Here is a 12,717-nt window from a genome sequence, read left to right as displayed (position 1 = left end):
TGGTCCCGTTCCGCAGAGCGTCCCGCGTCCGCGCTACGACGATCCGCTCGCACGCGGATCGCCGGTTACCGCTGAGCGGCGTCAGCCGTGGCTCGCTCCTCGCTCCGCTCGCCGCTCGCCGCTCGCCCGCGGTCGGCCCGAGCGGGCGGTCGCGTTCCGCAGAGCGTCCCGCGTCCGCGCTACGCCGATCCGCTGGAAAGCGGATAGCCGGTTACCGCTGAGCGGTGTCAGCTGTGGCTCGCTCCTCGCTCCGCTCGCCGCTCGCCGCTCGCCCGCGGTCGGCCCGAGCGGGCGGTCCCGTTCCCAAGAGCGTCTCGCGTCCGCGCTACGACGATCCGCTGGAAAGCGGATCGCTTGCTTCCGCTCCCACCGGGCTCCACACCAGGCCGCGATCGACGCGAGCGGGCGCACTCCACCAACAGGTGAAGCCTGCGCGGCCGCCACCACCATTCGCTGCAAGGCGGGAAGCCCGTCCCCACTCCGTCGCGCTCGCGCGCGGCGCACGACCACTCCCCCGTCGGCACAGGCGGAAGCCTCCCCCCGCAGTCGCGGCGGCGCATCGCGCCGCTCGCGCTGCGTACCCCGCCCCTCAGCCGAGGACCGGTGCTCGTCTCCCGGAGGGAGGCGGCGGATCGGGATCGCGGCCCCTCCGGCGTGGTGGGCGTATGGGCCGCAGGCCCATCGGGCAGAGGGGCCGCGATCCCGATCCGCCGCCGGCCCCACCAGCCCCCCTCAGCGCCGGTAGTTCGGCGCCTCCACCACCATCTGCACATCGTGCGGGTGCGACTCCTTCAGCCCGGCCGCCGTGATGCGCACGAACTTCCCGCGCTCCTTCAGCTCGGGGATGGTGCGCGCTCCGACGTAGAACATCGACTGGCGGAGCCCGCCGGCGAGCTGGTACGCCACGTTGGCGAGCGGGCCGCGATAGGGCACCTGACCCTCGATGCCCTCGGCGATCAGCTTGTCGTCGGTGGGCACGTCGGACTGGAAGTAGCGGTCCTTCGAGTAGGAGGTCCGCTCGCCGCGGGTCTGCAGGGCGCCGAGGGAGCCCATGCCGCGGTAGGTCTTGAACTGCTTGCCGTTCTGGAACACGAGGTCGCCGGGGCTCTCCTCGCAGCCCGCGAGGAGCGAGCCGAGCATCACGGTGTCGGCGCCGGCGACGAGCGCCTTGGCGATGTCGCCGGAGTACTGGAGGCCGCCGTCGGCGATCACCGGCACGCCGGACTCGCGCGCGGCGAGGGACGCCTCGTAGACCGCGGTGACCTGCGGGACTCCGACGCCGGCGACGACGCGGGTGGTGCAGATCGAGCCGGGGCCGACGCCGACCTTGATGGCGTCGGCGCCCGCGTCGACGAGGGCCTGCGCCCCGGAGCGGGTCGCGACGTTGCCGCCGATGACGTCGACGCCGGCGAACGCGGAGTCGGACTTCAGGCGGCGGATGATGTCGAGCACGCCGGCGGAGTCGCCGTTGGCGGTGTCGACGACGATCACGTCGACGCCCGCGTCGAGCAGGGCGGTGGCGCGCTGCCAGGCGTCGCCGAAGAAGCCGATCGCGGCGCCGACCCGGAGGCGGCCCTCGTCGTCCTTCGTGGCGTTGGGGTACTGCTCCGACTTGTCGAAGTCCTTGACCGTGATGAGGCCGGCGAGCTTGCCCTGCGCGTCGACGAGCGGCAGCTTCTCGATCTTGTGCTGCGCGAAGAGGGCGATGACCTCGCTGTCGGAGATGCCGACGCGGCCCGTGATCAGGCCGGTGCTGGTCATCACGTCGCGGACGAGCGTGGTCGCCTTCTCGAACGGCGAGACGAAGCGCATGTCGCGGTTGGTGATGATGCCCACGAGCACGCCGGTGGAGTCGACGACGGGGAGGCCGCTGATCCGGTACTGGCCGCAGAGGTCGTCGACCTGGGCGACGGTGGCGTCCGGGGTGGTGGTGACGGGGTTCGAGACCATGCCCGACTCGCTCCGCTTCACCTTGTCGACCTGGTCGGCCTGGTCGGCGATGGAGAGGTTGCGGTGCAGGACGCCGAGGCCGCCCTGGCGGGCCATCGCGATCGCCATGCGCGCCTCGGTGACGGTGTCCATCGCCGCGGAGAGCAACGGGGTCGCCACGCTGATGCGCTTGGTGAGACGGGAGGCCGTGTCGGCCTCGCTCGGGATGACGTCGGTGTGCCCCGGGAGGAGCATGACGTCGTCGTAGGTGAGTCCGAGGAATCCGAAGGGATCCGGCTGGTCCATCAATGCCCCTTAGCAGGTCGAGTGCGGGAGCCCGGAGAGGACGGGAGGAGTCCGCTCACGAGCGCCACGGTTGTTCGATCTTAAGCGCCGTGAGGCTCGCGGTATTCCTCGACGGCGCGGCCGCCGGGCCGCGGATGGGCGCTGGAGCGCTCTCCTCTCCCTCATAATGTCGTCACGCGTAAGTGCGGACGGTGAAACACCGCCGACACATGCGGAACGTATGGTCAACCAACGTTGTTTGACGACGGCGATTCGGGCGTGCCCGGAGACCCCATCCGTCTGTGCACCCTGACGAGAGGTAGACGTCTTGCTCACAGCCAGCCGTTCGATGCGCCGCCAGCGCTCGACGACCCTGCATCCGACGGACCGGGAGGCGCCCCGTGGATAGGAGACGCCCGAGGCTCCGAGACCGGCTCCTGGCCCTGGGTCTGCTCGCCGCGACCCTCACCGGGATCGCCGCGGCGGCCCCCGCCGCACTCGCCGCCACCACCGCCGACCAGTCGATCATCGCCTGGGTCCGCGTGCAGGGGACGAACGAGAACCTGACGGGGGTGACCGTCGAGATCGGCGGCGACGCCTCCGCGACCGTGACCACCGGCGAGGACGGCCGGGCCACGTTCCCCCTCGACGCCGCGGGCACCTACACGGTGACCGTCGACGAGGAGTCCCTGCCCGCCGACAAGGGCTACCCCGCCGCAGGTCAGAACCCGAAGCAGGTGAAGATCGTCGCCTCGCAGAACCAGATCGTCAACTTCATCGTCTCGACGGCCAACCCGAAGGGCTCCGGAGCGACCGTCCCGGTCCCGACGGACTCCGCGGCTCCGACGAGCCCCGCGACCGAGGGCACGACCGGCAACGACGCGACGAACCCCGACGGCACGTCCAATGCGGTGAACCAGCCGGTGTCGGCCGACACGTTCTGGATCATCTTCTGGCCGAAGGTCGTCACCGGCCTGATCTTCGGGCTCCTGATCGCCCTCGCGGCGATCGGCGCCTCGCTGATCTACGGCGTGACCGGCCTGAACAACTTCGCCCACGGCGAGCTGGTCACCTTCGGCGCGCTGATGGCGTACCTCTTCTCCGGGGTCTTCGGACTCCCGGCGCTGCTGGCCATCCCGATCGCGGTGATCCTCGGCGGGGCCTTCGGCTTCGTCCAGGACGGACTGCTCTGGAAGCCGCTGCGGAAGAAGGGCATCCAGCTCATCCCGCTGATGATCGTGACGATCGGCCTCTCGCTGGCCCTGCGCTACGTGTTCGTCTTCTTCTTCGGAGCCGACCGCCTCTCGCTCCCCAACAGCACCGCTCCGTTCTTCACGGTGCCGGAGCTCGGGATCAGCCTGAAGTTCACCGACATCGTCGGCGCCGTCGTCGGCGTCGTCTGCATCGTCGCCGTGGCCTACGTCCTCACGAAGACGAAGATCGGCAAGGCGATGCGGGCGGTCTCGGACAACCGGGCCCTCGCCTCCGCCTCGGGCATCAACGTCGAGCGCGTCATCCGCGTCGTCTGGGTGATGTCGGGCGCTCTCGCCGCGCTGGCGGGCGTCTACATCGGCTACTACCAGTCGCTGCGCTGGGACACGGGAGCGTCGATCCTGCTGCTGATCTTCGCGGCGATCACGCTCGGCGGACTCGGCTCCGCCTACGGCGCGCTGGTCGGCTCGCTCATCATCGGACTGATGATGAACATCTCGACGATCTGGATCCCGGAGAACCTCAAGTACGTGGCTCCGCTCGTTCTCATGATCATCATCCTCCTGGTCAGGCCGCAGGGAATCCTGGGCCGCAAGGAACGGATCGGCTAGGACACCATGAACCTCAACTTCATCTGGCTGGCGATCGGGCAGATCGTCGATCCCACTGTCGCCGCGTACGCGCTGGCGACCATCGGCCTGGTCATCCACTTCGGATTCACGGGGCTGCTCAACTTCGGACAGGCCGGCTTCATGGCAGTGGGCGGCTACGCCTTCGCCATCACCTCGGTCAAGTTCGAATGGCCCGTCTGGGGCTCCTTCCTCGCGACGATCGTCGCGGCGACCGTCTTCGCGCTCATCCTGGGCATCCCGACGCTCCGGCTGCGGGCCGACTACCTCTCGATCGTGACGATCGCGGCGGCGGAGATCATCCGGCTCTCGGTCAAGACCCCCGAGTTCTCGGCGATCACCGGCGGCTCGGAGGGCATCAACGGCGCGGCGAAGGCGTTCAACGACCTCAACCCGCTCCCCGAGGGCCGCTGGGGCATCGGCGTCCTCACCTACAGCCAGGACCAGTGGTGGGTGCGGATCGTCGGCTGGGGCCTCGTGCTCCTGGCCTGCCTCCTGGTGTTCCTCCTGATGCGCAGCCCCTGGGGCCGCGTCATCAAGGGCATCCGCGAGGACGAGGACGCCGTGCGCTCGCTCGGCAAGAACGTCTTCTCGTACAAGATCCAGGCGCTCATCCTGGGCGGCGTGCTCGGAGGCCTCGCAGGAGCGCTGTTCATCCTCCCCCGCTCGCTCCAGCCCGACAACTACGGCACCCAGCTCACGTTCTTCCTCTACACGATCATGCTGCTGGGCGGCGCCGCGACGGTCTTCGGACCCGTCGTCGGCTCGATCATCTTCTGGGTCGTCCTCGGTCTGACCGACGGACTGCTCACGCTCGGGATCGACACCGGGGTCCTCAACAACGACCTCATCCGCCTCACCACCGTGCAGACCGGACCCATCCGGTTCATCGTGGTGGGGGTAGCCCTCATGCTCCTGGTGATCTTCAGACCCCAGGGGATCTTCGGCAAGAAGAAGGATCTGCACTTTGCCTAAGACGCCGGTCTCGGACATCACCGAGGAAGCAATCGTCCCCGGGGTCAGGAAGAAGGACCCCATCGTCGTCGCCGACAACGTCAGCCGCCGCTTCGGCGGCCTGACCGCGGTCGACGTCGAGCACCTCGAGATCCCCCGCGGATCCATCACCGCCCTGATCGGCCCGAACGGGGCCGGAAAGACCACGTTCTTCAACCTGCTGACGGGCTTCGACAAGCCCAACACCGGCAAGTGGAACTTCAAGGGCAAGAACCTCGCCAACGTCCCGGCCTACCGGGTGTCGCGGATGGGCATGGTGCGCACGTTCCAGCTCACCAAGGCGCTCGGCGGCATGACGGTGCTCGAGAACATGCTGCTCGGCGCGAAGGGGCAGAAGGGCGAGAACATCTTCACCTCGCTCATCCGCCCGCTGTGGTCGAAGGAGGAGGACTCGATCGAGCAGCGCGCGATCCGCCTGCTCGAGAAGTTCAAGCTGGACACGAAGCGGGACGACTACGCGTCGAGCCTGTCGGGCGGCCAGAAGAAGCTGCTCGAGATGGCGCGGGCGCTGATGTCGGAGCCCGAGCTCGTCATGCTCGACGAGCCGATGGCCGGGGTGAACCCGGCGCTGACGCAGTCGCTCCTGGGTCACATCGTGAACCTGAAGGACGAGGGCATGACCGTGCTCTTCGTCGAGCACGACATGCACATGGTCAACACGATCGCCGACTGGGTGATCGTGATGGCCGAGGGCAAGGTCGTCGCCGAGGGCCCGCCCTCGACCGTGATGAACGACCCGGCCGTCATCGACGCGTACCTGGGCGCGCACCACGACACCGACCTGGGCACGATCGAGGGCCAGCTCGAGATCGCCGAGGAGATGGACTCCGACCTCGTCCGCGAGGACGTGGAGCGGCAGGCGGAGCAGGCCGGCGTCCCGACGCCCGGCCACGACGCTCCGGCCGCCGGAACGGCGTCCCCGTCGGCCTCCGCGCCGACGAGCGTCGCCCCGACGACCGACGCCCCGGCCGTCGAATTCGAGAAGGACGAGAGATGACCGCCGACACGACGACTCCGAACACCCTCGAGACGCACGATCTGCACGCGGGCTACGTGCCGGGGGTCAACATCCTCAACGGCTCGAACGTCTACGTGAAGCGCGGCGAGCTGGTCGGAATCATCGGCCCGAACGGTGCAGGCAAGTCGACGCTGCTGAAGGCGATGTTCGGCCTGGTCAACATCCGCCAGGGCACCGTCCTGCTGAACGGCGAGGACATCACCGGCCTCAAGGCCGACAAGCTGGTGTCCAAGGGCGTGGGCTTCGTGCCGCAGAACAACAACGTCTTCCCGTCGCTCACCATCGAGGAGAACCTCGAGATGGGCATGTACCAGAAGCCGAAGCTGTACAAGGAGCGGCTCGAGTTCGTCACCGAGCTCTTCCCGGAGCTCAGCAAGCGGCTCAAGCAGCGCTCGGGGTCGCTCTCGGGCGGTGAGCGCCAGATGGTGGCGATGTCGCGGGCTCTGATGATGGACCCGTCGATGCTGCTGCTCGACGAGCCCAGCGCCGGCCTGTCCCCGATGCGGCAGGACGAGACCTTCGTCAACGTGCAGCGGATCAACCGCGCGGGCGTCTCGATCATGATCGTCGAGCAGAACGCGCGGCGGGCGCTGCAGATCTGCGACCGCGGCTACGTCCTCGACCAGGGCCGCGACGCCTACGAGGGCGCGGGCCGGGAGCTGATGAACGATCCGAAGGTCATCGAGCTCTACCTGGGCACGCTCGCGACGACCAACGAGGTCACTACGAGCACCCCGACCGTCGGCGGCTGACCCCCGCTGCGAAGGGCCCGTCGTCTCCGGACGGCGGGCCCTTCGTCGTTGCCGGGGCGCGGAGCGGGCGCGAGCGGGGCCGAGGGGCCGGTGCGGCTCCGGGGCGGAGGCGGGGCCGCTCGCCCAGGGCGCCGTGCCGCTCGGAGACCACTCCGAGCAGGGCGGGAAGGCAGGCGGCTCGGTGCCCGGAGACGCGCCGGCAAGGGGTGCCGCAGAAGGGAGGCGGGGGGCCGCTCTCCCGGCGCGGACAGGCCTTCACCGGTCTCTCCGCGATGCCCGCCGAACCCCCGGGAAGTCGGCGGAACGGCGGGCCGGACCCTCGGTCTCCTGTCCGCGGGACGAGGGCAGGACAGCGAGAGTCTCTCCGCACCAGCGACACCCACGAGGGGGACAGGATATCGCCCTGCCTGCCGTATTTTTGGGGACACGGGACAGCCCTGCAGGGGGACGTCCCGCTCCCCTCTCCCCCGGTAGGGACCGCGATCGGCCGCCGATCTCCTCCCCTCCCCGCAGCGCCTCGAGCGCCGCGTCGTCCGCCTCGAAGGAGCCGACCATGAAGAGATACACCCCCGCCCCTGTGGAACTCGGAGCCGGCTTCGGCACCGGTGCGATCGGCGACTACGAGCGCTGGCGCGTCGTCGGCGTCTACGCCCAGGTCGTCATCGCCGAGACCACCGGCGGCAAGCGCCGCAACTACAGCCGTTCCTTCGTCACGTACCGCCTGGCGCAGGAGGCGGCGCTGCTCCGCGCCTCCTAGGCCCTCCGCACTCCACGAGCGCGCGTCCTCCCACTGGAGGGCGCGCGCTTCTGCGTTCCCGCTCGACGTCGTCGCTCCCGCCCGCGGTTCGGCAGGGCGCCCCCTCGAGGCCGGGAGAGGCGCTCGGAGGCGCGTACAGGCCGTCAGAGCCGCTCCTCCTCCCGGGTGGCTCCTCGACGCCACGCCGGGCCCTGGACGCCGCGGAGCCGTCCGCCCGCACCCGACAGCGGCCACCCTCCCGGACGACCGCCGCGCCTCGCTGCGTCCGCACGACCGGCGCGTCTCCTGCTCTCCGCTCCGGGAACGGCGGAGGGGCCCGGTCCGAAGACCGAGCCCCTCAGGGATGCGGCAGGAGCCGCGTCACCGCGTCGTCAGTTCAGCGAACCCTCGACGGTCTCCTCGAAGGAGGTGGTGTTGCCCGTGCCGTACTTGTAGATCGAGACCGAGGCCTCGCTGGTGTCGCCGTTCTCGTCGAACGAGATCGGGCCGGAGAGGCCGTCGTAGTCGACGTCCTCGCCGTCGGCGATGAGCTTCGCGCAGTCGGCGAAGGTCGTGCACTTGGTGCCGCCCTCCGAGACCGACATGAGGTTGTCGCGGATGGTCGCACCGTCCGTCGCCTTGCCCTGGAGCGCGGCGAGAGCGGTCAGGACCGTGGCGTCGTACGACTCCGGCGCGTAGCTGAACACGGTCAGCGCGTCGTTGCCCTGCGACTCGACGAGCGACTGCAGCTTGCCCTGGAAGTCCTCGGACGCCTGGACGCCCGGGTTGGTGAACTGGGCGCCGGCGATGTCGACGTTGGTGTCGGACTCGCCGATGACGCCGTAGTTGCCGTCCGTGCCGTAGAGCTTCGAGAAGTCGAAGCCCTTGGCCGAGAGCTGCTCCGCGATGGTCTTGATCTCGTCGAACGAGATGACGACCAGCGCGTCGGGGTTCGGGGCGAGGACCGAGGTCAGCGCCGAGTTGAAGTCGGTCGAGGCCGGCTCGAAGATCTCCTCGGCCGCGACGGATGCTCCGCCCGCCTCGAGGGTCTCCTTGATGTTCTTCTCGAGGCCGGTGCCGTACGCGTCGTTCATGTACAGGATCGAGACGTTGGTCTTGCCGTCGCCGAGGATCTTGTTGCCGAGGATTCGGCCCTGGAGCACGTCCGAGGGAGCGGTGCGCCAGTAGTAGCCGTCGTCGTCGTAGGTCGTGAAGTCCGGCGAGGTGTTGGCCGGCGAGATCTGGACGACGCCCGCCTGGGTCACCTGGTCGATGAAGGTCTTCGAGACGCCCGAGGACGCCGCGCCGATGATGGCGGAGACGTTGTCGGCGATGAGGGACGTGGCCGACTGCGTCGCGATGTCGGTCGTGGTGTCGCCCGAGTCCTTCTGCTCCACGTCGATCGTGATGCCGGCCTTGGCGTCGTTGATGTCGACGACCGCCTGGTCGACGCCCGCGATCTCGGGCGGGCCGAGGACGGCGAGGGTGCCGGTCTGCGGGAGGATCGTGCCGATCTTGAGGGACAGGTCGCCCGAGCCGCTGTCGCCGCTCGATCCGCTGTCGCCGCCGCCGGCGCAGCCGGCGAGGACGAGAGCGCTGGCGCCCAGAATGGCGACGCCGCCGAGGGTTGCCCGGAGGGACCGCGCGCGGGCCGAGCCGGCCTTCGCGTAAACGCCCATGTTGCTCCTTGAGAGGTGTGTGTCAGTGGGAGCGGCGCCGGTGGCAACCGCTCGGCCAACCTAACCTTCGAAGCAGCCGTGAACAATACAGGGGTGTTACCAATACGTTTCGCGACCGGATCGTTACCATTCCGCTGTCGCGCCGCGCCAGGACGACGCGTTCCGCAGATCAGACGGAGGATCGGCGCCGTCTGCGCTCCGCGGCGACGAGGTCGCCTGAGAAGATCGCCAGGGCGGCCCACACCAGCGCGAAGCCGATCCAGCGCTCGAGTGGCATCTCCTCGTGCAGGACGAAGGCCCCGACGAGGAACTGCAGGAACGGCGTCAGGTACTGCACGAAGCCGACGATCGACAGCGGGAGGCGCCGGGCGGCGCCCGCGAACAGGAGCAGCGGGACGGCCGTGACGATCCCGGCCGAGGCGAGGATGAGGGCGTGCCCCGTCCCCTCCGTCGTCAGGGTCAGCCCCACCGTGGAGCCGACGACCGCCAGCTGCACCACGGCGAGCGGCGTCAGCCAGAGCGTCTCGAGCGTCAGCCCGCCGACCGCGTCCACCGTGCCGCCGACGCGGCTCTTCACCAGGCCGTAGAGGCCGAACGAGAAGGCGAGGGCGAGCGAGATCCACGGGAAGGATCCGTAGCCCACCGCGATGACCAGCACCGCGACCGCGCTGACGCCCATCGCGGCCCACTGCAGGGGCCGGAGGCGCTCGCGCAGCACCAGGACGCCCAGCAGCACCGTGACCAGCGGGTTCATGAAGTAGCCCAGGGCCGCCTCGATGACATGGCCCGTGGTCGTGGCGATCACGTAGACCTGCCAGTTGACGTAGATGAGCACGCCCGCGATCGCCATCACGCCGAGCAGGCGGGGGCGGCGCAGCAGCGCGCCGAAGGAGCGCCAGCCGCGGAGGACCGTGAGCAGGATCACGCAGAAGACGAGCGAGAAGAGCACCCGGAACGCGACGATCTCGAACGGCGAGGCCGGCGCCATCGCGATGAAGTAGAGGGGCATCGCACCCCAGAGCAGGTAGGCCGAGAACGCGAACAGCAGCCCCGTGCCGGACATCCCGCCCGGGCGTCCCGCCGCTCCGAGCGCCTCCACTCCTTCGCCGACGGGCACGTCCGAAGGGGACGGCGAGACGGCCTCGGCAGGGGTGCGGGAGCTGGTCACTCCCCCGATGCTACGCAGGCGCGGGGTGGGAGGACGGCCCCGCAGCGGGCGGATCAGGCCACTGGTCGCGAGGAGGACCGGGAACGACGGAAGGGCCCGCCGACCGAGGTCGACGGGCCCTTCCGAGGGATGCTGCCTAGCGGACGACGACCGCGAGGACGTCGCGAGCGGAGAGGACCAGCAGGTCCTCGCCACCGAACTTGACCTCGGTTCCGCCGTACTTGGAGTAGATCACCTTGTCGCCGACGGCGACGTCGAGCGGCACGCGGTTGCCGTTGTCGTCGATGCGACCGGGTCCGACGGCGACGACCTCGCCCTCCTGCGGCTTCTCCTTGGCGGTATCGGGGATGACGAGACCGGAAGCGGTCACCTGCTCCGCCTCGACCTGCTTGATGACGATGCGATCTTCGAGCGGCTTGATGGACACCGACACGGTTGACCTCTTTCTTGACGACGATGTGGGCGGAACGCGGTTCTGGCACACACGCTCCGAGAGTGCTAGATCCATCGTAGGGGCTCCGCTGGCACTCGTGCAATCAGAGTGCCAAGCGGGGCGGCGGACCCGCCGGGAGGCCGTGGCCTACCATGGCCGGATGCGACGCGACGAGCTGGTCGAGCTCCTCTCCCCCGAGGGCCTCCGGCTCCTCGATTCCCTCGACGGCTACCGGTCCGACGACCTGGTGCGGGCCGTGGCACGCCTCCGGGCCGCCGGCCACTCCCCCGTCCTCGTCGCCGCGGTGCTCACCCAGGCGAGGCTCCGGCAGAAGGCGGAGGCGAAGTTCGGCGAGTTCGCCCGCTCGATGCTCTTCACGGACGCGGGACTCGAGCAGGCGACGCGGCTGCGCGTCGCCGCCCTGCACGCCGGCCGGTTCGCTGCGGCGGGAGCGGCGCGCGTCGCCGACCTCGGCAGCGGGATCGGCGGCGACGCCCTCGCGATGGCCGCGATCGACCTGGCGGTCACCGCCGTCGAGGCCGACGAGGTCACCGCGACCCTGGCCAGCTTCAACCTCGCCCCGTTCCCCGCGGCGAGCGCCGTGCACTCGACGGCCGAGGGCTTCGACCTCGACGGCTTCGACGCCGTCTACCTGGACCCGGCACGCCGCACGGCCGGCCACCGCGAGACCCGCCGGCTCGACGATCCGGACGACTACTCCCCCTCCCTCGACTTCGCGTTCGGCCTGGCCGAGCACCGTCCCGTGGGCGTGAAGGTGGGTCCCGGCTTCGACCGCGAGCGCCTGCCGCGGGACGCCGAGGCGCAGTGGGTCTCGGTCGACGGGGAGCTGGTCGAGACCGGGATCTGGTTCGGTTCTCTAGCGCGCCCGGGCGTGCGCCGCTCCGCTCTGCTGCTCGGCGCGGCCGGCTCCTCCGAGCTCACCGCGGCGGGCGACAGCGAGGACGAGGAGGTCGGCCCCCTCGGCGCGTTCGTGCACGAGCCGGACGGTTCCGCAATCCGCGCGCGCCTTCTGGGCGAGCTCGCGCGCTCCAGCGGCTCGCGGATGCTCTCGCCCGGCATCGCCTACCTGACCGGCGACCATGAGGCCGCCTCGCCCTTCCTCCGCAGCTTCCGGGTCCTCGCCGAGCTGCCGCTGGACGAGCGCACGCTGGCGAAGGAGCTGCGCACCCGCGGCATCGGCGTGCTCGAGATCAAGAAGCGCGGGGTGGACGTCGACCCCGCCCGCTTCCGCAAGCGGCTGGGCCTCTCCGGCACCGGCAGCGCGGTGCTGATCCTGACGCGGATCGCCGGGCGCCACCGCGCGCTGCTCGCGGAGCGCGTCGAGCGGCCCGCGCCGGCTCAGTAGCCGGAGGTGCCGGCGGCGAGGGCGACCACGACGAAGACGAGGAAGACCGCCAGGTAGATCAGCGAGACGGCGATGCCGGCGAACCCGGTGATGATCGCGGTCAGCGCGAAGCCGCGCGCGGCCGGCTCGCGCCGGCGTCCGAGGAAGCCGAGCACGACGGCCGGAGCCGACAGCAGGAAGCCGAAACCGGCGGCGAAGAGCGTGATGACCAGGCCGACGATGCCGAGGATCATCCCGACGAGGCTCAGCGTGCGGGGGACGACGGGCGCCGGAGCGGCCGCGTAGGCGGCGGGGTGGCCGGGCGCGGAGGAGTAGGCGGGCGCCGAGGGGTACGCGGGCGGCGGCGGCGACCCGTAGGCCGGCGGTGCGGAGTCGGCGAGCGGCACCGACGGCTGCGACGCGGCCGAGGGCGGAGCGGCGCACGCCCGGGCGCGCTAGAGAACCGAACCAGATCCCGGTCTCGACCAGCTCCCCGTCGACCGAGACCCACTGCGCC

At 70.2% G+C, this 12,717-nt stretch carries 11 protein-coding genes; 6 read left to right on the top strand and 5 right to left on the bottom strand.

The window, feature by feature from the left end; translation table 11 throughout:
* Positions 1 to 732: 732 nt before the first annotated feature.
* Positions 733 to 2,235, bottom strand: coding sequence for an IMP dehydrogenase (guaB, locus tag C5C74_RS09865; protein WP_104351446.1), 1,503 nt, complete (start codon positions 2,233 to 2,235; stop codon positions 733 to 735).
* Between the two features lie 380 nt (positions 2,236 to 2,615).
* Between guaB and C5C74_RS09860 the strand changes: the two genes are divergently transcribed.
* From C5C74_RS09860 to C5C74_RS09840, 5 genes are all read left to right on the top strand, one after another.
* Positions 2,616 to 4,037, top strand: a complete 1,422-nt coding sequence (locus C5C74_RS09860; RefSeq protein ID WP_104224732.1) for a branched-chain amino acid ABC transporter permease — start codon at positions 2,616 to 2,618, stop codon at positions 4,035 to 4,037.
* A 6-nt stretch (positions 4,038 to 4,043) separates the two neighbouring features.
* Entirely contained in the window at positions 4,044 to 5,030 is a 987-nt protein-coding gene (locus C5C74_RS09855) for a branched-chain amino acid ABC transporter permease (RefSeq protein ID WP_104224731.1), read from the top strand.
* Positions 5,023 to 6,066, top strand: a complete 1,044-nt coding sequence (locus tag C5C74_RS09850; RefSeq protein WP_104224730.1) for an ABC transporter ATP-binding protein — start codon at positions 5,023 to 5,025, stop codon at positions 6,064 to 6,066. Before C5C74_RS09855 ends, C5C74_RS09850 begins: the two co-directional genes overlap by 8 nt.
* A complete protein-coding gene (locus C5C74_RS09845; protein WP_104224729.1) occupies positions 6,063 to 6,839 on the top strand; it encodes an ABC transporter ATP-binding protein in 777 nt (258 codons plus the stop codon). Before C5C74_RS09850 ends, C5C74_RS09845 begins: the two co-directional genes overlap by 4 nt.
* 553 nt (positions 6,840 to 7,392) lie before the next feature.
* Entirely contained in the window at positions 7,393 to 7,596 is a 204-nt protein-coding gene (locus C5C74_RS09840; protein WP_146083055.1) for a hypothetical protein, read from the top strand.
* Between the two features lie 371 nt (positions 7,597 to 7,967).
* Here the strand turns inward: C5C74_RS09840 and C5C74_RS09835 are convergent, their stop codons facing one another.
* From C5C74_RS09835 to groES, 3 genes are all read right to left on the bottom strand, one after another.
* On the bottom strand, positions 7,968 to 9,254 hold the full coding sequence (locus tag C5C74_RS09835; RefSeq protein WP_104234163.1) for an ABC transporter substrate-binding protein: 1,287 nt from the start codon (positions 9,252 to 9,254) through the stop codon (positions 7,968 to 7,970).
* Between the two features lie 169 nt (positions 9,255 to 9,423).
* Complete coding sequence (gene rarD, locus C5C74_RS09830) at positions 9,424 to 10,317, bottom strand: EamA family transporter RarD (protein WP_104224726.1); 894 nt, start codon at positions 10,315 to 10,317, stop codon at positions 9,424 to 9,426.
* Positions 10,318 to 10,558: 241 nt separating this feature from the next.
* Entirely contained in the window at positions 10,559 to 10,855 is a 297-nt protein-coding gene (gene groES / locus C5C74_RS09825; protein WP_097167691.1) for a co-chaperone GroES, read from the bottom strand.
* A gap of 160 nt (positions 10,856 to 11,015) precedes the next feature.
* Here groES and C5C74_RS09820 point away from each other — a divergent pair, with 160 nt between their 5' ends.
* The gene (locus tag C5C74_RS09820; protein ID WP_104351444.1) at positions 11,016 to 12,221 is read left to right on the top strand and encodes an SAM-dependent methyltransferase; all 1,206 of its coding nucleotides are present in this window, start codon (positions 11,016 to 11,018) and stop codon (positions 12,219 to 12,221) included.
* On the opposite strand, the gene C5C74_RS09815 is transcribed toward C5C74_RS09820, so the two are convergent.
* Complete coding sequence (locus C5C74_RS09815) at positions 12,215 to 12,607, bottom strand: hypothetical protein (protein ID WP_104256104.1); 393 nt, start codon at positions 12,605 to 12,607, stop codon at positions 12,215 to 12,217. The two genes, C5C74_RS09820 and C5C74_RS09815, sit on opposite strands and share 7 nt — an antisense overlap.
* Between the last annotated feature and the right edge of the window lie 110 nt (positions 12,608 to 12,717).

It is taken from the genome of Rathayibacter sp. AY1E8 (assembly GCF_002931415.1).
GTDB lineage: Bacteria > Actinomycetota > Actinomycetes > Actinomycetales > Microbacteriaceae > Rathayibacter.
The sequence above is the reverse complement of the archived record's forward strand: the minus strand, read 5'-3'. Positions and strand labels throughout refer to the sequence as shown.